We start from the raw sequence: 20,938 nt of genomic DNA, 5'->3' as shown, positions 1-20,938 counted from the left end.
CCCGGCCTCGGGCCTGTTCGATACATTGGTGTATCGGATACGTTGCTGTATCGAACGAGGAGCGGAACATGGCGGTGGACGGAAGGGCCGGGCGCGTCACCAGGCGCCGGCTGCGCACGCGCGCGAACCTCCTGGACGCCGCCTTCACCGTCTTCGCCGCCAAGGGCTTCGGGCACGTCTCGATCGAGGAGATCTGCGAGGCGGCCGGCTACACCCGGGGCGCCTTCTACTCCAACTTCACCGGACTCGACGAACTGTTCTTCGCCCTCTACGCCGAGCACGCCGAACTCATCGCGGAACAGGTCTCCGCGGCGCTCGCCCAGGACGGACCCGGCCTCGACGTGCCCGCCGCCGTCGACCGCGTCACCGAGGTGCTGCTGCTCGACCGCGACTGGCTGCTGGTCAAGACCGACTTCCTGGTGCACGCCGCCCGCGACCCCGAGGTGGCGGGCGCCCTGCTGGAGCACCGCGCGCGGCTGCGGGGCGCCATCGCCGACCGGCTGGCCCGGGCCGACGGCCGCGCCGCGCTGCCCGCGGTCCTCGGCGACGCCGAGGGCGCCGCGCACGCCGTGGTCGCCGCCTACGACGGCGTCACCACCCAACTGCTGCTGGACCGGGACGTCGTACGCGCCCGGGCCTGGCTGAAACAACTGCTGACCGCGCTGCTCACCGGATGAAGGAAGGGACGGTCGCCATGGATGCCGACGTCATCGTCGTCGGAGCGGGCCTCGCCGGCCTGGTCGCGGCCCACGAGCTGACCAGCAGGGGCCGCAGGGTCGCCCTGGTCGACCAGGAGAACGCCGCCAACCTCGGCGGCCAGGCCTTCTGGTCCTTCGGCGGACTGTTCCTGGTGGACTCACCGGAACAGCGGCGCCTGGGCATCAAGGACTCCGTCGACCTCGCCTGGAACGACTGGCGGGGCAGCGCGGCCTTCGACCGGCTCGACGACGAGGACAGCTGGGCGGTGCGCTGGGCCCGCGCCTACGTCGAATGGGCGGCGGGGGAGAAGCGCTCCTGGCTGACCGGCCACGGCATCACCTTCCTGCCCACCGTCGGCTGGGCGGAGCGCGGCGACCTGCGCGCCGACGGCCACGGCAACACCGTGCCGCGCTTCCACATCGCGTGGGGCACCGGCACCGGCGTCGTGGAACCGTTCGTCCGCCACGCCCGGCAGGCCTCGCGCGACGGACTGCTCACCTTCCACCACCGACACCGCGTCGACGAACTGGTCGTGGACGGCGGCACGGCGAGCGGCGTCCGCGGCACCGTGCTGGCCGAGGACAACGCGCCGCGCGGCGTCGCCTCCAGCCGCGAGGCGGTCGGCGCGTTCGAACTCACCGCCCAGGCCGTGATCGTCACCAGCGGCGGCATCGGCGCCGACCACGACATCGTCCGCCGGTACTGGCCCGAGCGGCTGGGCACCCCGCCCCGCGCGATGGTCACCGGCGTCCCGGCCCACGTCGACGGGCGGATGCTGGACATCAGCGCCCGCGCGGGCGCCCGGCTGGTCAACCGGGACCGCATGTGGCACTACACCGAGGGCCTGCGCAACTGGGACCCCGTCTGGCCCGGCCACGGCATCCGCATCCTGCCCGGACCGTCCTCCCTGTGGTTCGACGCCCTCGGCCGCCGCCTGCCCGACCCGTGCCTGCCCGGCTACGACACCCTCGGCACGCTGCGGTACCTGCGCACCACCGAGGACATCGCCGGCTACGACCACTCCTGGTTCGTCCTCACCCAGAAGATCATCGAGAAGGAGTTCGCTCTGTCGGGCTCCGAGCAGAACCCCGACATCACCGCCAAGGACCGGGCCGGGTTCCTGCGCGAACGGGTCCTGGGCAAGGGCGCCCCCGGACCGGTGGACGCCTTCCTGCGCAACGGCGCGGACTTCGTCACCGCCGCGACCCTGGAGGAACTGGTCGGGAAGATGAACGCCCTCACCGACGAACCCCTGCTCGACGCGGGCACCCTCCGGCGCCAGATCGAGGCCCGCGACCTGCAACTGGCCAACGCCTACAGCAAGGACGCCCAGATACAGGGAATCCGCAACGCCCGCCGCTACCTCGGCGACCGGCTGGGCCGCGTCGCCGCACCGCACCGCATCCTCGATCCGGCGGCCGGCCCGCTGATCGGCGTCAAGCTGCACATCCTCACCCGCAAGACGCTCGGCGGCATCCAGACCGACCTCGACTCCCGCGTCCTCGGCGCCGACGGCAGCCCGGTCGAGGGACTGTACGCGGCGGGCGAGGTGGCGGGCTTCGGCGGCGGCGGGCTCCACGGCTACAACGCCCTGGAGGGCACCTTCCTCGGCGGCTGCCTCTTCTCCGGCCGTGCGGCGGGCCGGGCCGCGGCCGACCGGACGGCGTGACGCGCGCGGCCCGCCCCTCAGCCGCCGAGGAGGCGGGCCAGCACCGCGGCGTGACTGCGCTCGGGGTGCCTGGACGCGGTCAGCAGCGTCACCGGGCCCTTCCCGGCCAGCTCCCGCACGCGGTCCAGGGCACCGGCCGCCCCGGGAGCGGCCAGCTCGGCCTCGTACCGCCCGCGGAACTCCTCGAACGGCCGGTCCTGCGCGTGGTACCAGCGGCGCAGCCCGGTCGACGGGGTCAGCTCCTTCGGCCACTCGTCCACCCGCGCCGCCTCCTTCGTCAGACCGCGCGGCCACAACCGGTCCACCAGCACCCGCACGCCGTCCTCCGGCTCGGGCGGTTCGTGGACGCGGCGCACGCGCACGCTCATGGTCGGCCCCTTCCGGCGGTGTGCCGCGAGCCTACTGCGGGGCACGGAACCGGGCACGGCGAGCCGTGACCGTGGCGTCCTGCCCGGCCGGACCTGCGGTCCTCACGGTCCTGCCGGTCCGGACGAACCGGCAGGACCGATTCCGTTCGCGCGGAGCGGGTACTACGACCGCCGGACGCCACGTTCGTGGAAGGAGGCCGCTCATGGACGCAACGGACGACCTGCCCGTCGTCGGCTCGCTCGCCGAGCTCACCGCACTGGTCGAGCGCGACCGGGGGCTGTACGTCCGCTGGTCCCGCGGCCCGGCGACCGACCTCGGCGAGGCGTCGAGCGTCGACGACCTCACGGGCGTCTCCATGACCGGCCTGTCGGCGAACCCGCTCGACGTCGAACGGTGGTGGGAGCAGCGGCCGGTGGAACTGTGGGTGGCCCGCCGGCTCTACGACTACGAGCACCTGCCGCGCGAGAAGGGGCCCGGCATCCGCTGCTGGGTGCTCAAGGGCAGCGAGAACGGCCGGGGCCCGGACAACGAGCCGCTGGTCACGGACGTCCACCCGCTGTGCTGGATCGACTCCGCCGTGATCGACGAGGCGAGGAGGGCAGTGGCCCGCCAGGAAGGTGCCTGGGGGCCACTGCGCAGGACCGGCCGCTGAGCTGCGGCGGCAGCGGCCCACCGGGCGGCGGCGGACCACCGCCCAGCGGCTGCTCAGGAGCCGCCGGCGGCCCGCCGGGCCGCGGTGCGCCGCTTCAGCGCACGCCGTTCCGTCTCACTCGTGCCGCCCCACACCCCGATGGACTGCCCCGTCTCCAGCGCCCACTCCAGGCACGGCTCGCGCACCGGGCAGCCCCGGCACACGGCCTTGGCCTGCTCGGTCTGCATCAGGGCCGGTCCGGACGTGCCGATCGGGAAGAAGAGGTCGGGATCCTCGGTCCTGCAGGCAGCGCTGTTCCGCCAGTTGTCCATCGAAAGTCACCTGTGATCGCAGTGGATGAGCACCTCTACGGATGCCTGACTCCTCCTCGGGTCACCGGTCGGCACGCGCCGAAACCGCGGGATCACGCCCCGCGTCGCCGCGCGCGCGTCCGCTGCGCAGGGCCCCGGCCGCCGCCTCGGTGACCGCGTCGGCCACCACCGCCAGGGCGGGGGAGTCCAGCTTCCACTGCTGCCAGTACAGCGGCACGTCCACCGTCCGGTCGGGTGCGAACACCGTGAGACGGCCCTCGCGCAGCAGCGGCACCGCCTGCGCCTCGGGGACCATGCCCCAGCCCAGGCCGGCGGCGACCGCCTCGACGAACCCCTCCGAGGTCGGCACGTAGTGGCGCCGCACGCCCGCCTCGGCGCGACCGTGCGTGAGCCGGCGCACGAAGCCGTCCTGGAAGTCGTCCCGCCGGTCGAACACCACCACGGGCGCCTCGGGAAGCGCCCGGCGCAGCGGCCCGTCGAGGTGCCGTGCGGCGAACTCCGGCCGCGCCACGGGGAGATACCGCATCCGGCCCAGGCGCCGCACGGAGCAGCCCGGCACCGGGTCCGGTGAGGAGGTCACCGCCGCCATCACCGTGCCCTCCCGCAGCAGCGCCGCCGTGTGCGCCTCGTCCTCCCGGCGCAGTTCGAAACTGAGCCGCGCCTCGGGCGGCACGCGGGTCAGGGCCCCGAGGAACCAGGTCGCCAGCGAGTCCGCGTTCACCGCCACCGACACCCGGGTCGGCTCCCCGGCGCCGCTCAGCCCCAGCTCGGCGTACGCGTCCCGCTCCAGCCGGCCCACCTGCCGGGCCAGCCGCACCAGCACCTCGCCCGACTCGGTCGGCCGCACCGGCTTGGTGCGCAGCAGCAGCACCCGCCCGGTGCGCTGCTCCAGCGCCTTCACCCGCTGGCTCACCGCCGACGGCGTGACATGGAGCGCCGCGGCCGCCGCGTCGAACGTCCCCTCGTCCACCACCGCGAGCAGGGTCCGTACCTGGTCCAGAGGAAGGTCTGTCATCACGAACGCTAAGGCTACGTAAGAATCCTTAGCTGTACTGCACGACCGGGGTGGCCGTAGCGTCCTCGTCATGACCAGCGCCCTGACCACCGCCGCCACCGGATTCGGCACCGGCCTCTCCCTCATCGTCGCCATCGGCGCCCAGAACGCCTTCGTCCTGCGCCAGGGCATCCGCCGGCACGCCGTCCTCGCCGTCGTCGGCATCTGCGCCCTGTCCGACGCGGCCCTCATCGCCCTGGGTGTCGGCGGCGTCGGCGCGGTGGTCGTGGCGTGGCCCGGCGCGCTGACGGCGGTCGGCTGGATCGGCGGCGCCTTCCTGCTCGGCTACGGGGCCCTGGCCGCCCGCCGGGTGCTCCGGCCGGGCACCGCAGGCCTGGCCACGGACGGCGAGGCGGCGGGCTCGCGCCGCCGGGCCGTGCTCACCTGCCTCGCCATGACCTGGCTCAACCCGCACGTCTACCTCGACACCGTGTTCCTGCTCGGCTCCGTCGCCGCCGACCACGGCGCGCAGCGCTGGACCTTCGGCCTGGGCGCGGTCCTGGCCAGCGTCTGCTGGTTCGCCGCGCTCGGCTTCGGCGCCCGGCTGCTGAGCCGCTTCCTGGCCCGCCCGGCCGCCTGGCGCGTCCTGGACGGACTGGTCGCCGCCACCATGATCGCCCTCGGCCTCACGCTGATCGCCGGAAGCTGACGGGCGGATCCCGGCGGCCCGGCCGCTGCTGCGATAGTGAACCCCGGCCACAAGTTGTACCCACCAACCAGGACGGTCGTGGACACCAGCGAGAGCAGCACCGAAGCCCAGGCGAAGGACCCGGACCCCGGCCCGCCCCGGCGGCGCGGCCGGCGCCGCTGGGCCATGGACACCCGGCCCCTGCGCCGCCCGGCCTACCGCAGGCTGTGGGCCTCCACCGTCGTCACGGCGGTCGGCAGCCAGCTCACCGCCGTCGCGGTGCCCAAGCAGATCTACGACATCACCGGCTCCTCCGCCTGGGTCGGCGCCGCGAGCCTCGCCGGACTGCTGCCGCTGGTCGTCTTCGCGCTGTGGGGCGGGGCGATCGCCGACGCCATGGACCGGCGCAAGCTGCTGCTGATCACCAACAGCGGCATCGCCGTCACCTCGCTGCTGTTCTGGGTGCAGGCCGCCACCGGTCTGGAGTCGGTGGCCACGCTGATGGTGCTGCTCGCCGTGCAGCAGGCGTTCTGGGGACTGAACGCGCCCGCCCGCAGCGCCTCCATCGCCCGCCTGGTCCCCGCGGAGGAACTGCCCGCCGCGAACGCGCTGGGCTCCACCGTGATGCAGACCGGCCAGATCGCCGGACCGCTGCTGGCCGGGGCGCTCATCCCCGTCATCGGCCTGCCCGAGCTGTACCTCATCGACGCCCTGGCGCTGTGCGTCACCGTGTGGGCCGTGCACCGCCTGCCCGCGCTGCCGCCGCTGACGGCCGTGAAGGCCGGGCGCGCGGGACTGCGCGGCATCGTGGAGGGCTTCCGGTACATCTCCGGACACGCGGTCCTGCTGCTGTCCTTCCTCGCCGACATCGTCGCCATGGTCCTCGGCATGCCCCGCGCCCTGTTCCCGCAGCTCGCCTCGGAGACCTTCGCTCCGTACGGCGAGGGGTTCGCGCTCGGCCTGCTGTTCGCGGCGATCCCGCTCGGCGCGGTGGCCGGCGGCCTGTTCTCCGGGACGTTCTCCCGGGCCCGCCGGCACGGCTGGATGGTCATCGGCGCGGTGGTCGTCTGGGGTCTGGCCGTCACCGGGTTCGGGCTGAGCGGCAGCCTGTGGCCGGCGGTGGCCTTCCTCGCCCTGGCCGGGCTCGCCGACATGGTCTCGATGGTCTTCCGCGGGGCGATCCTGCTGTCGGCGGCGACCGACGAGATGCGCGGGCGGATGCAGGGCGTGTTCACCGTCGTCGTGGCCGGCGGGCCCCGGCTGGCCGACGTGCTCCACGGCACCGCGGGCTCCGCCTTCGGGCCCCGTACCGCCGTGGCGGGCGGCGGGATCCTCGTCGTCGTGGTGATGCTGGCGCTGGCCGCCGCGGCGCCGGCGCGGCGCCGCTACCGCGTGTGAGGCCGGCTTGGGGCCCCTCGCGCCCGGTGTCCGCGGCCCCGCCTACAGCGCCCCGCCGCGCCGGTGCATCGCGTACTGCTCCATCAGCTTGCCGCGTGTCATCTCCAGCCGGTGGGCGAGGACCTCGGCGACGTTGCGCACCAGGACCAGTCCGAGTTGCGGGTCCTCCTCGCAGAGCCGGAGCACGGCCGCCGCGTCGAACTCGTAGGCGCGCACCGGGCTGAAGGCGATGGCGCCGAAGTCCCACTCGTGGGGCGGGAAGAGCCAGGACCAGCCCAGCAGATCGCCCGCGCCGAGGCCCGCGACCGTCACCCGGCGCAGGTCGTTCACCGGCTGGTCCAGCGAGACCGCGCCGGAGCGGATCACCCAGAACCGGTCCGCGGTGCCGCCCGCCTCGAAGATCCGGGCGTCCTCGGGGAAGGACACCTCCCGTGCCAGGGTCATCAGCCGTTCGCGCTGCGCGGGAGGAAGGGCCGTCAGGAGTTTGATCGCTTTGGTCATGAGGCAGGGCTCCTCGCCGGGCGTTCGGTTCCGGGGCTTTCCCTACGTTCATTTCAGCCGCTGCCGCCGTTCGGGGCACCTCGGCGGGCGCGGGTTCTTCGGGGCATGAGAAAGCCCTGGCTGGACGGGGGAAACCAGCCAGGGCCGTAAGCGGTGTCGGAGGACGGGCGTCGACTCCGTCACCACGTATGCATGAACGATAAACCATTCCGCGGGCGTTCCGTCACCCGAAACCCGGTCGCGTGACCTGTTTCACTCCGTGCCGTCGACTGTCCGTCCGTGCCGGTCCGTTTCAGCCGGCGTTCTCGTCGACGACCCGAATCGTGTCGAGGGCGGGATCCGACGGATCCGGCAGGTGCATGCCCCCGTCGAGTCCCGTGCGCAGATACCTCAGCACCGGCTCGGTCAGCCGCTCGCCCGGCAGTACCGCGGGGATGCCGGGCGGATACGGTGTGATCATCTCCGCCGCGACGCGTCCCGCGGCCCGCGACACCGGCACGTCCTCGGCCGGACCGAAGAACGCGTCCCGGGGCAGCAGCGCCTGCTCCATCCGCAGCTCGCCCGGCGGCGGCACCTCCACCCGCGGGGCCCGGGGCAGATGCCGCGCCGCCCGCCCCAGCTCACGCAGCGCCGACAGCAGCTCGCCGGTCGTCTCCCGGTCGTCGCCGTGGGTGATCTGCGCCCCGATGCGCCGGTGGTCGACCAGGTGCGCGTCGATGCCGCGGTGCTCGCGCAGCCAGTCCGCCGCCTGGTAGCCGCTGATGCCCAGCCCGTCGAGGTCGATCACGCCCGGCAGCGGATCGAAGTCGTCCGCCAGCTCCGGACCGCAGAAGTCGTCCCGGTCGTTGACGTGCATGCCGTCGATCTCCTCGATCGCGGCCCGCACCTCCGCGCAGAGCGCCAGCGCCGCGCCCATCAGCTCCTTGCCGCGCAGGGCCATCTGCCGCCGCCAGCCGTCGAGACCCGCGAGGATCAGCACCGAGGGACTGGTCGTCCCGAGCAGGTCGGCGCGCATGCCCAGCAGCGCCGGCGGAACCAGGTCGCCCCGCAGATGGAAGACGGACCCCTGCTCCAGACCGCTGCCCATCTTGTGGATGCTGGTCACACAGATGTCGGCACCCGCGTCCATCGCCCAGGACGGCAGATCGGGGTGGAAGGGCAGATGCGCGCCCCACGCCTCGTCCACGATCAGCGGCAGCGAACGCCGGTGGCACACCTCGGCGACCGCCCGCAGATCGGCGCACGCCCCGTACGGCGTCGGGCTGGTCACCAGCGCCCCGCGCGCGTCCGGATGGGCGTCGAAGGCCCGGTCGAAGTCGTCGGCCGACGGCGGATGCGCGAGACGGCGCCCGGCGTCCCAGCGCGGCTCCACCCACACCGGCTCGATCCCGGACAGGATCAGCCCCGCCACCACCGACTTGTGGGCGTCCCGCCCGATGAGCAGCTTCTCGTGCGGCCCCGCGACCGACAGCATCGCCGCCTTGACCGACAGGGAACTGCCGCACGTGCTGAAGAAGGTGTGGTCGGCGTGGACCGCGTCCGCCATCAGCTCCTGCGCCTCCTGGAGCACCCGGCCCCGGGTCAGCCGGTCGTCCAGACCGCCCGACGCCAGCACGTCGCCCAGGAACACCGAGTCCCCGAGCACCTCCCGGACCGCGGGATCGGCACCACGGGCCTGTTTGTGCCCCGGCGGGGTGAAACCCAGCCGCCCCCTGCGGTGGTAGTCCTCCAGTGCCTCCAGAACCGGTGCCCTGCTGTGATCGACCATGCAGCCCGGGTTCCCGGCACCCGCTCCCGCCAATCCGCACCGCCCCGGCCGCAGGGACGCGGCAGCCCGTTCAGCCCTGCGCCGAGTGCCGGCCCGGCGTCAGGATCTCGTCCAGCACCCGCAGCACCACCCCGTACGCCACCCGGTGCACCTCGGCGTCGCGCGCCGCGCCGGGACCACCGGTGTCCGACCGGTCCAACGCCTCGCCCCGGGCCCGCCACGTCCGCTCCTCCTGCGCGGCCCAGGCCCGCGCCCGCTGGATGCGCCGCAGCAGTTCGTCCGAGTCCACCACATCGGTCATACCGTCCGCGTACCCGCCGTGCGCCGTTCGAACGACTGGTGGCCGGGTCACGGCCGAGAGGTTTGCCGCTACCGGGACAGGTGAGCCGAAAAGGGAGGTCCGAGGCATTTCTGCACCCACCTTCGTTCACTGATCAGGGAGCCGCACGATGCGTGAGCAGTACACCACCGACCCGCACCGCGAGCCGCCGGCCGCGCCACCGTGCCCCTGCCGCCCGGCCGAGGTGCGCGAGGCCGTCGTCCGGGCGGTGTCCGAACGCTGCCGGGACACCCGCACCCGCTGCGACACCGACGCCCTGGCCGACGCCCTGCTCGTCGCCTCCGAACTCACCACCAACGCCATCCTGCACGGCGGCGGCATCACCGACTTCCAGGTCGACGTCAGCGGCCCCGGTGTGCGTCTGTCGGTGAGCGACCGCAGCGACGCACTGCCCGTCGCCCTGCCGCCGACCGACCGGCAGGGACGCAGCCGCCCGGGCGGCCACGGCTGGCCCATCGTCTGCCGCCTGTCCCGCGACATCCGGGTCTCCGACCTGCCCGCCGGAGGCAAGTGCATCACCGCCGTCGTCCCCCTGGCCTGACCCCCGCCACCGCCCCGGCGGATTTCCGCGAAGAAGCGGAGTTTGTTCCACCGGGGGTGGGGCAATCGGAGTTTCGTGCTTCGGACCGGAGGCGCGCCAGCGGGAGTGGTACGGCCGCTGAGGACCCTCCGGGCGTCCCGGCGGCAACCGCCCGCGGTAGATACCTGAAACCACCGTTCGGGAGCGAACCGCATGCTCATTGACCCCCCCACCCATCGTCCCGACACCGACACGACGACCGCCGCGCACCGTCGGCGGCACGACGACGCCCCCGACACCGCTGCCCTCTTCTCCCGCCTGGCCTCCCTGGACGACGGCCCCGAGCGGGACGCGGTCCGCGACGAACTCGTCACCGCGTGGCTGCCCATGGCCCACCGCATCGCCGGCCGGTTCCGCGACCGCGGCGAGTCCGTCGAGGACCTGCGCCAGGTGGCCGCCCTCGGGCTGGTGAAGGCCATCGACCGGTTCGACCCGAGCCGGGGAGCCTTCGAGAGCTACGCCGTTCCGACCATCACCGGCGAGGTCAAGCGGCACTTCCGCGACCGGATGTGGGCGCTGCGCGTGCCCCGCCGGGTGCAGGAACTGCGCAACAAGGTGCGCGTGGCCCGGCGCGAACTCACCCAGAACCCGGGCAGCCCGGAGCCGTCCGTGGCGGACATCGCCGCCCACACCGGGCTCACCGAGGAGGAGGTCACCGCGGGCATGGAGGCGCTGGAGAGCTTCAGCACCCTGTCCCTGGACGCCGAGCTCTCCTCCGACGACGACGGATACAGCCTCGCCGACACCCTCGGCGCCTCGGACACCTCCTACGACGTCGTCATCGACCGCGAGTCGGCCAAGGAGGGACTGCGCCGGCTGCCGGAGCGCGAGCGCGCCATCCTCTACATGCGCTTCTTCGAGGACATGACCCAGAGCCGGATCGCCGACCGGCTGGGAATCTCCCAGATGCACGTCTCCCGCCTCATCAGCCGCAGCTGCGCGCGGGTGCGCGCCGAGGCGATGGGACAGCGCGGCGGCCGGCACGGCACCGGCGGACACTCGACGACGGCCTGAGAACACCCGCCCGGCCCACGAGAGAGACGGCGTGACCACTCCCGCCCGCACCACGACGGAGACGGCGTGACCACGCCCTTCCGCACCACCACCAAGTCGGCGTGACCACGTCCGACCCGGACCACGACAGAACTGAGAGCCAGACACATGCTGAAGCCCCACCCCACCGTGCTGCGCCGCCTCGTCGAGGAGTACGAGACCCTGACGGCGACCGGGACCGGGACGGCGACCGCCGGCGGCCCGACCGCCCCGAACGCGCGGATCAACGACCTGGCCTACACGCTGTGCGTGTCGACCGGCACCCGCGACGTGCGGCACGCCCTCGCCACCGCACGCCGCTGGCTGGCCGGAGCCGACGACCTGCCCGCGGCCGGCCGACGGGACGCCGGGGCGGGAGCGGGCGCACCGGCCGCCGTATGAGCGGCCGCGCGCGGGGAACCCGTAGGTCATGAGCGAACCCGAGTTCCCGCCCGAAGGCCGGCCCGTGGACCTCTACCTCGACCTGCTGCGCGTCCGGATGGACTCGGAGGACTACCGGCTCCTGCTGACGGTGGTGGAGCCGGTCCTCCGGGCGATCGACGAACACCGTCTGGCAGGCCTCGACCTCGCCCTGGACGGCGGGGACGAGGAGCTGCCCCAGGAGGTGCGTGACGAGGCCGCCCTCGTCATCGCCACCGCCGTCACCGGCCGCCTCGACAACGAGGTGGTCGAGCTGGAGGTCGACGAGTCCGGCCCCGTCAGGGTCGTCACCGACGCGGCCACCGCCGCCGACCCCTCCCGCCTCGGCGAGATCGCCGACTTCATCAGGGACCGGAACCGGCAGAACGAGGAGCTGCGCGGCATCGCCGAGGCCAGCGGCCTGCCGACCGACTTCTGAGGCCCCGGCCGGCCGCCGCGCCCACCGCCGGCCGCCCGCCCGTCAGCGCTCGGGCGCCTTCACCCGTACGTCCAGCGGACGCGCCAGGCCCACGACCGCCTCGTCCAGCCGCTCCAGATGACGCAGCACCCGGTCGGTGATCCGGCCGTAGCGGGCGGCGCCGTCGTCGCCGAGCAGTGAGGCGATGCTCGGCCCCGTCTCGACCGCCGTACCGGCCTCCCCGTCCCCGACGCGTGCCGCGATGGCCCTGATGTTGCCCACCGTGCGCCCGGCCGCCCCGCGCAGCCGGGGATCCGCCGCGATCGAGGGATGCGTCGGCAGCAGCTCGGCCGTGGCCGCCAGCGAACGGGCGTGGTACGCACACGTCTCCAGCAGCGCCACTACATAGCGGGCGGTGGTGCGGCGCGCCCGCAGCGGCGTGACCGGATGGGTCAGCGGCTGGGTCGCGGCCCGCAGGTCGCCGAGCGCCTGGTCCAGCTCCCGCGCCCGGTCCAGCAGTTCGTCGGCGGGACCGCCGCTCAGCTGCGCGACCGCCGCCTCGGTCACCTCGGCCAGCCGCTCCAGCACCGTGACCAGCAGCTCGTTGGTGCGCCGGTCGGTGTTCACCGGCAGCACCAGCGCCGCCGCCACCACCCCGCAGGCGGCGCCCAGCGCCGTCTCCTCCACCCGCAGCACCAGCACCTCCCAGCTGTAGGTGTGCAGCAGCGTGTACAGCAGCCCGAGCATCGCGGTCACGAAGAACGACATCAGCGTGTACGACAGCGGCGCCGTGTAGAACATCGCGAAGATCAGCAGCAGCACCAGGACGAACGCCGTCAGCGTGTGCCCGCCCACCAGGCCCGCCAGCACGATGCCCGCGACGACCCCGAAGACCGTGCCCAGCAGCCGCCGGTAGCCCTTGACCAGGATCTCGCCGGTGGAGGCCGTGTTGATGAACACGATCCAGCAGGTCAGCACCGCCCAGTACCAGCGGTCCGTGGACAGCAGCTCACCGCCGACGATCGCCAGCGTCGAGCCCACGGAGACCTGCACCGCCGCCCGCGTCGTGGGCCGCTGCAGCCCCTTGGGCTCCTCCGGCTCGCTCTCCTCGCCGGCGTCGATGGCGGCGTCCTCGGCGTCCAGCTCCTCCCGGGAACGCGCGGTGGTCGGAGTGTCGTCCGACTCGTCCTGCGGACCGTCCAGGGCGATGCGCAGCCCCATGACGGCACGCGCGGTCTCACCCACGGCCCGGAACACGTCCTGCACCGCGGGCGAGGCGGCCGGCAGGTTCTCCTCGTCCCGGTAGCCGAGCAGCCGGTTGCGCACCTGCGCCACCGCCGTCCCCATCACCCCGGTCCGCAGCACCAGCGCGCGCAGCGCCAGCAGGTCCCGGCGCAGCACGGCGGTGGCCTCGTCCGGGCCGGGCAGGCGGCGCACCTCCGGGGCGGGCGCGCCGGGCAGGTGCAGGGTGAGGGTGTCCGCCCGTTCGGTGCTGCGCGCGGACAGCAGCTGCAGACCGAGCCGCTCCGCGGCGATCTCGGCGTCCGCGATCCGGCGCTGCACCAGCCGTGCCGTCGACTCGTCCGGTGTGCCCTCCTCCAGTCGGGTCTGGATCATCAGCGCCGTCTCGTGCAGCCGGGCGTTGCCCTCCCGCACGTCCTCCAGCGCCTTGTCCACCTCGTCCGGCCCGGCGTCGAGCAGCGCCAGCTGCGCGGAGACCAACTGCGCCAGCCGCGCCCGGAACGCCTGCCGCAGCCGCTCCAGCACACCCGCCGAACTCGCCGGGACCACGGCGAACCGCACCAGGGCGCTCGACGCGAACGCCACGGACAGGGCCGCCCACAGCCCGGGCAGTTTCGAGGCCGAGGCACCCACGAACAGCGCCAGGAAGTAGACCTGGAAGCCGATCAGGCCCAGTGCGGTCCCGCGGTCACCGAACCGGCGGCCGTAGACCGCGCAGAAGATCAGGGCGACGAAGAACACGTCCCCGGCGACCACCCGTTCGCTGAGCAGCGCGCCCAGCGACACCGACACCAGCGCCACCGGCAGGCCGAGGGCCAGCGTCACCGCCTGGGCGCCGCGCTGCCGCTCCCGGATGGCGAAGGTGGCGACCATCGCCGCCATGGCCCCGGCCACCAGACGGGTGATACCGAATCCCAGGGAGGCGAGTACGGCCAGCGTCAGCGCGATGGCCCCCACCGTCCGCAGCCCCGCCGTCAGTCGCAAGAGCCCGGGATCCGACGCCGCAAGGCGGTCCCGCAGCCGTGCCCGCACCGAGCGTCCCGCCGCTTTCACCCCGCCGCACTCTCTCCCGTCGCACGCGTTGACCAGGTACCCAGCATCGCATGCCGTGGACCGGAGCGGTCCGCCAGGTCACCGCGCGGCCCGGCCCGCCTCCGCGACGTGCGCCCGCACCTGCTCCGGCGTCAGATACGCGTCCAGGTACTCGAAGTCCCGCAGATTGCCCGGCTTGTGCGCCTGGAACCCGGTCCGGACGAAGTCGTCGCCGGCGACCGCGTTCAGCAGCCAGTTGGTCATCACCCGCGTCTTGGCGACGCCGGTGCGCAGCGCCGACCAGTGGTAGCCGCGGGCCACCGCCTGCGCGGCCAGGCCGTGCAGCTCCACACCGAGCGGCTTGGACACCGCGTCGGTGCCGCCGAGGTCCACCACCAGACCCAGGTCCCGGTGGACGTACGGGCGTCGGGGCAGGCCGCGCAGCGTCGCGATGACGTTCTCCGCGACGTGCCGGCCCTGCCGCAGGGCGTGCTGCGCGGTCGGCGGGCACACCGCGCCGTCGCCCTTGGCCTCGTCGGGCACCGCCGCCGCGTCGCCGAGCGCGAACACCCCGTCGTGGCCCGGCAGGGACATCTCCGCGGTGACCGCGAGCCGTCCCCGCACGGTCTCCGCGCCGAGTGTGGCGATGAGCGGGCTGGCGACCACCCCGGCGGTCCAGATCAGCGTGCGGGTGGGCACCACCCGGCCGTCGGTGAAGGTGACCTCCTCGGCGCCCGCCTTCGCGATGGAGACGCCCAGCGAGATCTCGATGCCGCGCCGGGTCAGGATCTCCTGCGCGCTGCGGCCGAGGTGCTCGCCCAGTTCGGGCATGAGCTTCGGCGCGATGTCGATCAGATGCCACTTGATCAGCGCCGGGTCCAGTCGCGGATAGCGCCGGACGGCGGCGTGCGTCAGCCGCTGCAGGCAGGCCGCGGTCTCGGTGCCGGCGTACCCGCCGCCCACCACCACGAACTGCAGCCGCGAGGCCCGCTCGGCCGGGTCGTGGCTGGCGTCGGCCAGGTCGAGCTGCGAGATGACGTGGTCCCGCAGATAGGCCGCCTCGGCCAGCGACTTCATGCCGAAGGCGTGGTCGGTCAGGCCCGGGATATCGAAGGTGCGGGTGACGCTGCCGGGGGCCAGCACGATGTAGTCGTAGGGCTCGTCGACGGTCTCGCCGTTGATGGTGCGGATGACGCAGACCTTCGCCCGCAGGTCCACGCCGATGGCGCCGCCGGGGATGATCCGGGTGCGGTACCTCTCGCTGCGGCGCAGGGAGAGCGCGACCGACTGCGGGGTCAGCACTCCGGACGCCACCTGGGGGAGCAGCGGCAGATACAGCTGGTAGGAGAACGGCGTCACCAGCGTGAGCTCCGCCTCGTCCGGGGCGAGCCTGCGCTCCAGCCGCCGCACGCACTCCACACCGGCGAAACCGGCGCCCACCACCAGGATTTTCGGTCGTGTCACGGTGTCCATCCCTTCCCGAGGCTCCGGGCGGTCCCTTACGGCCTTCGTGTCTGACGCGTGCCCCTGTTCAGCACCACGATGCCCGCACCGGCCGAGGAACGCACCGGGAAGCCGCGGCCGCCGGACCGCGCGACCGGGTCATCCGTGCAGGTGGCACAGGAGCAGACAGACGTCGTCGTCGCGTTCGGAGTCGCTCAGCAGCGGGTGCAGCAGCCGGTCCGCGGTGCCCTCGAGGTCCCCGTCCAGCTCCGCCGGGCCGAACGAGCCGAGGGCCGCCGCCAGCCGGGCGATTCCCGGGTCGATGCCCCGGGCCCGCCGCTCGACCAGCCCGTCGGTGTAGAGCGCGAGGGTCGAGCCCGGCGCCAGCCGCTCGGTGTGGTCGGCGATCTGCTGTTGCAGCGGGATGCCGAGCATGGCGCCCGGCTTGGCGTCCAGGATGCGCACCCGCCCGTCGGGCAGTCGCAGCACCGGCGGCGGATGGCCCGCGGCCGCCCAGGTCAGCGTGTGCTCGTCCGGATGGAACCGCGCGATGACGGCCGTGGCGAACAGGTCCGGCTGGAGATGGTGCAGGAACCCGTGCAGCCGGGTCAGCAGCCGGCCCGGGCTGCCCCCGTCGACGGCGTAGGCGCGCAGCGCGGTGCGCAGCTGGCTCATCATCATCGCGGCGTGCAGCCCGTGCCCGGTCACGTCGCCGATGACGGTGATCAGGCTGCCGTCGCGCTGCCGGAACGCGTCGTACCAGTCGCCGCCGATGTTCAGCCCGTGCGTGGCCGGCAGGTAGCGCGCGGCCAGTCCGAGGCCCGGCATCGCCGGCAGGTCCGTGAGCAGGGCGCGCTGCAGCGTCTCGGCGATGTCCCGGTTGTGCTCGAAGCGGCGGGCGTTGTCCAGGGCGATGCCGGCCCGCCGGGCGAACTCGATCAGCATGACCGCGTCGTCCGGGGCCCAGCGCTCACCGGGCGGCGACAGCGTCAGCACCCCGAGCGGCGCCCGGCGCGTCACCAGCGGCAGGCACAGCAGCGGCCGGTCGGGCGACAGCGCCGACGGCGGACGGTCGTCCACGCCCGGCAGCCCGCCCGAGTGGTCGGCCGCGTACTGCGGGCGCCCGGTGCGGGCCGCGCGGACCGCCGCCGCCGCGTGGCTCGTGGGCCGGTGCGGTTCGTCCTCGTCGTCGAGCAGCCACACGTCGACGTCACGGGCGTACCGCGGCACCAGCAGCTCCGGCAGCCGGCGCGCGATCTCGTCGTGGTTCAGCGAGGCGTTCAGCGCGGCGCTGGCGTCCGCGAGGAACGTCAGCCTGCTGCGCGCCCGTTCCGCCTCGTTGCGGGCGCGGCGCTCGGCCGCGAACGCCTCCCGCTGGGCGCGGCCCGCCGCGTCCAGTTCCGCGTGCAGCGCCAGCACGCCCTGGTTGGTCTGGTGCAGTTCCTCCCGGTGGAAGGCGACCAGTTCCTCCTGCTCGGCGAGTCTGTCCAGCACCACGGCCGTGTCCTCGTCGGCGCCCAGCAGCGCCTCCGACAGGCCCTCAGGATCCCCGGGCACCGCGTCCGTGCCGGGCACCGGGCCCGGCTCGGGGCACGGCACGGTCGTCGTCCACGCGGCGCGCCCGGCGGCGCCCGCCGCGGGCGAGGGCGTCAGCGCGACGTGCAGCGCCCCCGCGGCCCCGGCCGGTGCGTCGGCCGCGGCGGACGCGTCCAGCGTCAGCAGCCAGGTGCCGCCCTTGGTGAGGCACTGCCGCAGCCGGCCGCTGAGCGCCGTCGCCAGCCGGGCGCGCTCCACGGTGGGCACCCCGTACGCCGCCGCCGTGCGCGCGACGGCGATCCGGGCCCGCGCCGCGTCCGTGACCGTGTGGATCCGCCAGGTGCGCGTCATGGGCGCTCCGGCGGTACGGGGGCCAGCACGGCCACGGCGGTGTCGTCCCGGGCCGGCCGCGCGGCACTGCCGGCGTCCCGGACGGCGACGGCGGCGGTGACGGCCGGGTCGGCCGGCGGCAGCCCCGTGTCCGGGGGAGGCGTCCAGCGGCCCGGCAGGCCGTCGGTGTGCAGGATCAGCAGACTCTGCGGCGACCAGGCGACCACGTCCTCGCGTACGGTGCGGGGCCGGTGCACGCCGACGATTCCGGGCCGCGACAGCAGCGTCCGCCAGCCGTCCGCCTCCCGCAGCCGGGCCGTCACATTGCCGATCCCGGCGAAGGACAACCGGCCGGCCCAGGTGTCGAGCTGGGCCACGGCGACGGCCGCACCCCGGGTGCCGGCCAGCGCCGAGTGGATCCTGCCCAACGCCTCGGCGGGCGGCAGGTGCGCCCACCGGCGCAGCGCGTCGGTCGCGGCGGTCGACGCACGGGCCGCCTCGCCGCCGTGGCCCAGGCCGTCGGCCAGCATCAGCGTGACCCGGTCACCGGACCTGACCCAGGCCCAGGCGTCACCCGAGAAGTCCGCGCCCGCGAACGGGACGTTGACACCGCCGGCCCGCACCGGCGGGATCCCCGGCGGGTCCCCGGCGGTGCCCGCCTCCGCGCCCGCGCCGACGCGGGCCACCGCGACGGTGCCCCGGCCGACCACGCTGTGCAGGTCGAAGTCGTCCGCGAGCCGCCGGCAGGTGCCGAGGCCCGCGCCCAGCGACGCCGTCGTGGTGAACCCGTCGCGCAGGGCGCCGGCCACGTCGGCGATGCCCGGCCCGTGGTCGATCGCGGTGAGCTGCACGGCCCGACCGGGCCGTCCCTCCCTCGGCGCGGGCAGGTCCACCACGTCGATCAGCACCCGGCCGGCCCGCGCGTGCTTGAGGAGGTTGGTGGCGAGCTCGGTCGCCACCAGCGACGCGGCGGCGGTGCGCGGCTCGCCCAGCGCGGCGAGCGCCGCCGCCTCCTCGGCCGCGACCCGCACGTCCCGCACCCGGGTCGAGTCCTGCACCGGCACGTCCCACACCCGGGGCATCAGACGGCCCCGCCCGCCCGCGGCGGCCGCCGCACCCACGACGTCACCCGCACCGTGGTCCCCTTCCCGGGGGCGCTCTCCACGTGGAAGTCGTGCACCAGGCGGCGGGCGCCGCCCAGCCCCATGCCGAGGCCGTCGCCCGAGGTGTAGCCGTCGCTGAGGGCACGGTCGAGGTCGGCGATACCGGGCCCGGTGTCGCTGAACGTCAGCCGCAGCCCGTCGACGCCGCTGCTGCCGACGTGCGACGCCTCCATCAGGCCGCCGCCGCCGTGCACCAGGGTGTTGCGCGCCAGCTCACTGGCGGCGGTCACCAGTTTCGTCTGGTCCACCAGGCCGAAGCCGAGCAGCGCGGCGGCCTGCCGCACATGCTGACGCACCCACACCAGGTCCATGTCCGACCGGATGGGCAGGCGGGCCTCCACACCCGCGGCGGTGTGCATCACGGACTCTCCTCGCGCCTGCCGCCGGAACGGGACGACACGACGGGCTGCGCGAGGAGTTCCAGCGCCGCCTCGGTGGTGAGCGCGGTCCGCAGCCCTGGAAGCGTCAGACCCAGCTCCACCAGCGTGACGGCGACCGCCGGCCGCATTCCGGCCAGCACGGTCCGCGCGGCCAGCAGCTCGGTCTGCGCCGCGATCTCGGCCAGCACCCGCCCCAGGAAGGAGTCGACGATCTCCACCCCGGAGATGTCGATCACGACTCCCGAGACGCCGCTGCGCACGATGGTCTCGGAGATGTCCTGCTGGAGCTGGTGGGCCGTGCTGTCGTGCAGGTCTCCCTGGAGGGTGACCAGCAGAACGTCGCCGAGCCTGAGCACCGGCACATGTCCCGCGACCCGGCGGGCGAAGTCCTCGTTCACCGGCGGCCCGGCCCGTCGGGTGCCGCGTTCACGATGTTCGCCCCCAGCTCGTGCAGGCAGTATCCGAGCGCGTCGGCGAGGCTCGCCCGGGTCTTCACGGTGCCGAGGTCCAGCCCCAGGTGCACGATGGTCTGCGCGATCGCCGGCCGGATGCCCGACACCACGCACTCCGCGCCCATCAGCCGGGCCGCGGCGACCGTCTTCATCAGGTGCTGCGCCACCAGCGAGTCGACCGTCGGCACGCCGGTGATGTCGAGGATCGCGAACCGGGCGTGCTGGTCGACCACCGCGTTCAGCAGGGTCTCCATCACCACCTGGCTGCGGGCGCTGTCCAGCGTCCCGATCAGCGGCACCGCCACGATGCCGTCCCACAGCTTGATCACCGGCGTCGCCACCTCCAGCAGCTGCAGCCGCTGCCGGTCGATCAGCGCCTGCACCTCGGTCAGCGCCGTCTGCATGGCCACCAGGCGCAGCGTGCCCATCAGCACGCTGAGTGTCGTCGCGCACGCGCGCAGCCGCTCGGACGGCTCCTGCTCCAGATCGGCCACCAGCAGGTTCTCCACCGGCCGGGTCAGCGCGGCCAGTTCCGCCGACACCTGGGTGGTGGACAGCCCGGCGCGGGTCCGCGCCGCTCCCATCCGCGCCAGCTGCTCGCGCACCTCGGTGAAGCCCGCCGCGTCCGGGTCCTCGACCCGCTCCGCGTCGGCGACCTGGGCCAGCGCGTCGACGAGCAGCTTGCCCGCCTCCACCGCCTCGTCGCGCGAGACCGTGAACACCGTACGGAACAGGGGCTCGTCCGCCCACCGCTGGGCGATCTGCTCGCGTCGGCGCCGCAGGAAGTCCCTGACCGCATGCGTGGGTGATTCCAGTGCTCCGGCTGATTCGTGCTCCGGCACCTGTCGTACTCCTCGTAGTCGTCGCGGTATCGCGGTTCCGCGGTCGTTGCGCCTGCCGCGCCGGCCCCGGACGCGGACGGCGCACCCGCGTCGGCCCCGGACGCGACAGCGCACCCGCATCGGCCCGGGCGCGGAAAAGCGGAAAAGCGGGAAGCGGAAAGTGGAAAAGGTGAAAAAGGGGGCGGCGGACCGCTCAGTCCTGCGGTTCCTCCGGGGCCGGCGGCGTCCCGTCCACGCGCTCCAGCGCCTCGTCGACGCTCTCCGAGACGGGAACGGTGATGCTCACACCCGTCAGGTCCAGAATCCGGCGCACGGCGGGGGCGGGGGAGATGATGTGCACGCTCCCCGGCAGCTCCCGCGCCTCCTGGTAGACCCGCAGAATGATGTTCATGCCGGAGGAGTCCATGAAAGGGACCGCCGACAGGTCGAGCAGAAAGTGGCGGCGGCCGTGGTGCAGTTGGTTGGCCAGGTGGTGCTGGAACTCGGTCGCCGTGTCGACGTCCAAGTACCCGGCCACCGTGAGGAGGGCCACGTCCTCACGCGGAAGGGACACCTCGACGGACAACGGGTCCTGGGCAATGGGCACGAGTACCTCCAACAGGTGATCAAGCTCTTCGTCGCGCAGCCGCGCGTACCCCCGAATCGCTCCCTCACACCTCGGCCGTGCCCACGGCCCCGG

Annotated in this window: 23 protein-coding genes; 9 read left to right on the top strand and 14 right to left on the bottom strand. The window is 74.0% G+C overall.

The window, feature by feature from the left end; genetic code table 11:
- The first annotated feature begins 68 nt into the window (after positions 1 to 68).
- On the top strand, positions 69 to 677 hold the full coding sequence (locus FGW31_RS02320) for a TetR/AcrR family transcriptional regulator (RefSeq protein ID WP_142191604.1): 609 nt from the start codon (positions 69 to 71) through the stop codon (positions 675 to 677).
- A gap of 17 nt (positions 678 to 694) precedes the next feature.
- Positions 695 to 2,368: an FAD-binding dehydrogenase gene (locus tag FGW31_RS02315; protein WP_142191603.1), complete on the top strand. Its 1,674-nt coding sequence runs from the start codon at positions 695 to 697 to the stop codon at positions 2,366 to 2,368.
- A gap of 17 nt (positions 2,369 to 2,385) precedes the next feature.
- Here the strand turns inward: FGW31_RS02315 and FGW31_RS02310 are convergent, their stop codons facing one another.
- Positions 2,386 to 2,736 carry a DUF488 domain-containing protein gene (locus FGW31_RS02310; protein ID WP_142191602.1) on the bottom strand — a complete coding sequence of 117 codons (351 nt, stop codon included), beginning with the start codon at positions 2,734 to 2,736 and terminating at the stop codon, positions 2,386 to 2,388.
- A gap of 203 nt (positions 2,737 to 2,939) precedes the next feature.
- Between FGW31_RS02310 and FGW31_RS02305 the strand changes: the two genes are divergently transcribed.
- On the top strand, positions 2,940 to 3,389 hold the full coding sequence (locus tag FGW31_RS02305) for a DUF6098 family protein (protein ID WP_142191601.1): 450 nt from the start codon (positions 2,940 to 2,942) through the stop codon (positions 3,387 to 3,389).
- 53 nt (positions 3,390 to 3,442) lie between these two features.
- Here the strand turns inward: FGW31_RS02305 and FGW31_RS02300 are convergent, their stop codons facing one another.
- Positions 3,443 to 3,700 carry a WhiB family transcriptional regulator gene (locus FGW31_RS02300; RefSeq protein WP_142191600.1) on the bottom strand — a complete coding sequence of 86 codons (258 nt, stop codon included), beginning with the start codon at positions 3,698 to 3,700 and terminating at the stop codon, positions 3,443 to 3,445.
- 61 nt (positions 3,701 to 3,761) lie between these two features.
- Positions 3,762 to 4,715 carry a LysR family transcriptional regulator ArgP gene (locus FGW31_RS02295; RefSeq protein WP_142191599.1) on the bottom strand — a complete coding sequence of 318 codons (954 nt, stop codon included), beginning with the start codon at positions 4,713 to 4,715 and terminating at the stop codon, positions 3,762 to 3,764.
- A gap of 70 nt (positions 4,716 to 4,785) precedes the next feature.
- On the opposite strand from FGW31_RS02295, the gene FGW31_RS02290 reads away from it, so the two are divergent.
- On the top strand, positions 4,786 to 5,403 hold the full coding sequence (locus tag FGW31_RS02290; protein ID WP_142191598.1) for a LysE/ArgO family amino acid transporter: 618 nt from the start codon (positions 4,786 to 4,788) through the stop codon (positions 5,401 to 5,403).
- Positions 5,404 to 5,481: 78 nt separating this feature from the next.
- Entirely contained in the window at positions 5,482 to 6,780 is a 1,299-nt protein-coding gene (locus tag FGW31_RS02285) for an MFS transporter (RefSeq protein ID WP_142191597.1), read from the top strand.
- A gap of 42 nt (positions 6,781 to 6,822) precedes the next feature.
- On the opposite strand, the gene FGW31_RS02280 is transcribed toward FGW31_RS02285, so the two are convergent.
- The 3 genes from FGW31_RS02280 to FGW31_RS02270 form a co-directional block, all read right to left on the bottom strand.
- Complete coding sequence (locus FGW31_RS02280) at positions 6,823 to 7,281, bottom strand: cyclic nucleotide-binding domain-containing protein (RefSeq protein ID WP_142191596.1); 459 nt, start codon at positions 7,279 to 7,281, stop codon at positions 6,823 to 6,825.
- A 292-nt stretch (positions 7,282 to 7,573) separates the two neighbouring features.
- Positions 7,574 to 9,049, bottom strand: coding sequence for an aminotransferase class I/II-fold pyridoxal phosphate-dependent enzyme (locus FGW31_RS02275; protein ID WP_142191595.1), 1,476 nt, complete (start codon positions 9,047 to 9,049; stop codon positions 7,574 to 7,576).
- A gap of 70 nt (positions 9,050 to 9,119) precedes the next feature.
- A complete protein-coding gene (locus FGW31_RS02270) occupies positions 9,120 to 9,350 on the bottom strand; it encodes a hypothetical protein (protein ID WP_142191594.1) in 231 nt (76 codons plus the stop codon).
- A 148-nt stretch (positions 9,351 to 9,498) separates the two neighbouring features.
- On the opposite strand from FGW31_RS02270, the gene FGW31_RS02265 reads away from it, so the two are divergent.
- The 4 genes from FGW31_RS02265 to FGW31_RS02250 all read left to right on the top strand — a co-directional run bounded on the left by FGW31_RS02265 (position 9,499) and on the right by FGW31_RS02250 (position 11,860).
- On the top strand, positions 9,499 to 9,930 hold the full coding sequence (locus FGW31_RS02265; RefSeq protein WP_142191593.1) for an ATP-binding protein: 432 nt from the start codon (positions 9,499 to 9,501) through the stop codon (positions 9,928 to 9,930).
- Positions 9,931 to 10,122: 192 nt separating this feature from the next.
- Positions 10,123 to 10,983: a SigB/SigF/SigG family RNA polymerase sigma factor gene (locus FGW31_RS02260; protein ID WP_142191592.1), complete on the top strand. Its 861-nt coding sequence runs from the start codon at positions 10,123 to 10,125 to the stop codon at positions 10,981 to 10,983.
- Between the two features lie 147 nt (positions 10,984 to 11,130).
- A complete protein-coding gene (locus FGW31_RS02255; protein ID WP_142191591.1) occupies positions 11,131 to 11,403 on the top strand; it encodes a DUF5133 domain-containing protein in 273 nt (90 codons plus the stop codon).
- A gap of 28 nt (positions 11,404 to 11,431) precedes the next feature.
- Positions 11,432 to 11,860 carry a hypothetical protein gene (locus tag FGW31_RS02250; protein ID WP_142191590.1) on the top strand — a complete coding sequence of 143 codons (429 nt, stop codon included), beginning with the start codon at positions 11,432 to 11,434 and terminating at the stop codon, positions 11,858 to 11,860.
- Positions 11,861 to 11,902: 42 nt separating this feature from the next.
- On the opposite strand, the gene FGW31_RS02245 is transcribed toward FGW31_RS02250, so the two are convergent.
- From FGW31_RS02245 to FGW31_RS02210, 8 genes are all read right to left on the bottom strand, one after another.
- Positions 11,903 to 14,134: an FUSC family protein gene (locus tag FGW31_RS02245; RefSeq protein WP_142191589.1), complete on the bottom strand. Its 2,232-nt coding sequence runs from the start codon at positions 14,132 to 14,134 to the stop codon at positions 11,903 to 11,905.
- Between the two features lie 78 nt (positions 14,135 to 14,212).
- Positions 14,213 to 15,586, bottom strand: a complete 1,374-nt coding sequence (locus FGW31_RS02240; protein ID WP_142191588.1) for an NAD(P)/FAD-dependent oxidoreductase — start codon at positions 15,584 to 15,586, stop codon at positions 14,213 to 14,215.
- Positions 15,587 to 15,715: 129 nt separating this feature from the next.
- Positions 15,716 to 17,443, bottom strand: a complete 1,728-nt coding sequence (locus tag FGW31_RS02235; protein WP_142191587.1) for a PP2C family protein-serine/threonine phosphatase — start codon at positions 17,441 to 17,443, stop codon at positions 15,716 to 15,718.
- A complete protein-coding gene (locus FGW31_RS02230) occupies positions 17,440 to 18,504 on the bottom strand; it encodes an ATP-binding SpoIIE family protein phosphatase (protein ID WP_142191625.1) in 1,065 nt (354 codons plus the stop codon). Before FGW31_RS02230 ends, FGW31_RS02235 begins: the two co-directional genes overlap by 4 nt.
- On the bottom strand, positions 18,504 to 18,944 hold the full coding sequence (locus FGW31_RS02225) for an anti-sigma regulatory factor (RefSeq protein ID WP_142191624.1): 441 nt from the start codon (positions 18,942 to 18,944) through the stop codon (positions 18,504 to 18,506). The genes FGW31_RS02230 and FGW31_RS02225 overlap by 1 nt, the downstream gene beginning before the upstream one ends.
- Positions 18,944 to 19,363 (bottom strand): STAS domain-containing protein, encoded by a 420-nt coding sequence (locus FGW31_RS02220; protein WP_142191586.1) that lies wholly within the window; start codon positions 19,361 to 19,363, stop codon positions 18,944 to 18,946. The genes FGW31_RS02225 and FGW31_RS02220 overlap by 1 nt, the downstream gene beginning before the upstream one ends.
- On the bottom strand, positions 19,360 to 20,259 hold the full coding sequence (locus FGW31_RS02215; protein ID WP_142191585.1) for an STAS domain-containing protein: 900 nt from the start codon (positions 20,257 to 20,259) through the stop codon (positions 19,360 to 19,362). Before FGW31_RS02215 ends, FGW31_RS02220 begins: the two co-directional genes overlap by 4 nt.
- Positions 20,260 to 20,452: 193 nt before the next feature.
- A complete protein-coding gene (locus tag FGW31_RS02210; protein WP_142191584.1) occupies positions 20,453 to 20,845 on the bottom strand; it encodes an STAS domain-containing protein in 393 nt (130 codons plus the stop codon).
- Between the last annotated feature and the right edge of the window lie 93 nt (positions 20,846 to 20,938).

Origin of the sequence: Streptomyces calvus (assembly GCF_006782915.1) — a bacterium.
GTDB lineage: Bacteria > Actinomycetota > Actinomycetes > Streptomycetales > Streptomycetaceae > Streptomyces > Streptomyces calvus.
Note: the sequence above shows the minus strand (reverse complement) of the source record. Positions and strands in the feature narration are given on the sequence as shown.

What these genes read in the sequence shown, in the direction of transcription:
- FGW31_RS02320 (WP_142191604.1), top strand. Translation starts at nt 69, where the DNA reads ATGGCGGTGGACGGAAGGGCCGGGCGCGTCACCAGGCGCCGGCTGCGC.
- FGW31_RS02315 (WP_142191603.1), top strand. Translation starts at nt 695, where the DNA reads ATGGATGCCGACGTCATCGTCGTCGGAGCGGGCCTCGCCGGCCTGGTC.
- FGW31_RS02310 (WP_142191602.1), bottom strand. Translation starts at nt 2,736, where the DNA reads ATGAGCGTGCGCGTGCGCCGCGTCCACGAACCGCCCGAGCCGGAGGAC.
- FGW31_RS02305 (WP_142191601.1), top strand. Translation starts at nt 2,940, where the DNA reads ATGGACGCAACGGACGACCTGCCCGTCGTCGGCTCGCTCGCCGAGCTC.
- FGW31_RS02300 (WP_142191600.1), bottom strand. Translation starts at nt 3,700, where the DNA reads ATGGACAACTGGCGGAACAGCGCTGCCTGCAGGACCGAGGATCCCGAC.
- FGW31_RS02295 (WP_142191599.1), bottom strand. Translation starts at nt 4,715, where the DNA reads ATGACAGACCTTCCTCTGGACCAGGTACGGACCCTGCTCGCGGTGGTG.
- FGW31_RS02290 (WP_142191598.1), top strand. Translation starts at nt 4,786, where the DNA reads ATGACCAGCGCCCTGACCACCGCCGCCACCGGATTCGGCACCGGCCTC.
- FGW31_RS02280 (WP_142191596.1), bottom strand. Translation starts at nt 7,281, where the DNA reads ATGACCAAAGCGATCAAACTCCTGACGGCCCTTCCTCCCGCGCAGCGC.
- FGW31_RS02275 (WP_142191595.1), bottom strand. Translation starts at nt 9,049, where the DNA reads ATGGTCGATCACAGCAGGGCACCGGTTCTGGAGGCACTGGAGGACTAC.
- FGW31_RS02270 (WP_142191594.1), bottom strand. Translation starts at nt 9,350, where the DNA reads ATGACCGATGTGGTGGACTCGGACGAACTGCTGCGGCGCATCCAGCGG.
- FGW31_RS02265 (WP_142191593.1), top strand. Translation starts at nt 9,499, where the DNA reads ATGCGTGAGCAGTACACCACCGACCCGCACCGCGAGCCGCCGGCCGCG.
- FGW31_RS02260 (WP_142191592.1), top strand. Translation starts at nt 10,123, where the DNA reads ATGCTCATTGACCCCCCCACCCATCGTCCCGACACCGACACGACGACC.
- FGW31_RS02255 (WP_142191591.1), top strand. Translation starts at nt 11,131, where the DNA reads ATGCTGAAGCCCCACCCCACCGTGCTGCGCCGCCTCGTCGAGGAGTAC.
- FGW31_RS02250 (WP_142191590.1), top strand. Translation starts at nt 11,432, where the DNA reads ATGAGCGAACCCGAGTTCCCGCCCGAAGGCCGGCCCGTGGACCTCTAC.
- FGW31_RS02240 (WP_142191588.1), bottom strand. Translation starts at nt 15,586, where the DNA reads ATGGACACCGTGACACGACCGAAAATCCTGGTGGTGGGCGCCGGTTTC.
- FGW31_RS02235 (WP_142191587.1), bottom strand. Translation starts at nt 17,443, where the DNA reads ATGACGCGCACCTGGCGGATCCACACGGTCACGGACGCGGCGCGGGCC.
- FGW31_RS02230 (WP_142191625.1), bottom strand. Translation starts at nt 18,504, where the DNA reads ATGCCCCGGGTGTGGGACGTGCCGGTGCAGGACTCGACCCGGGTGCGG.
- FGW31_RS02225 (WP_142191624.1), bottom strand. Translation starts at nt 18,944, where the DNA reads ATGCACACCGCCGCGGGTGTGGAGGCCCGCCTGCCCATCCGGTCGGAC.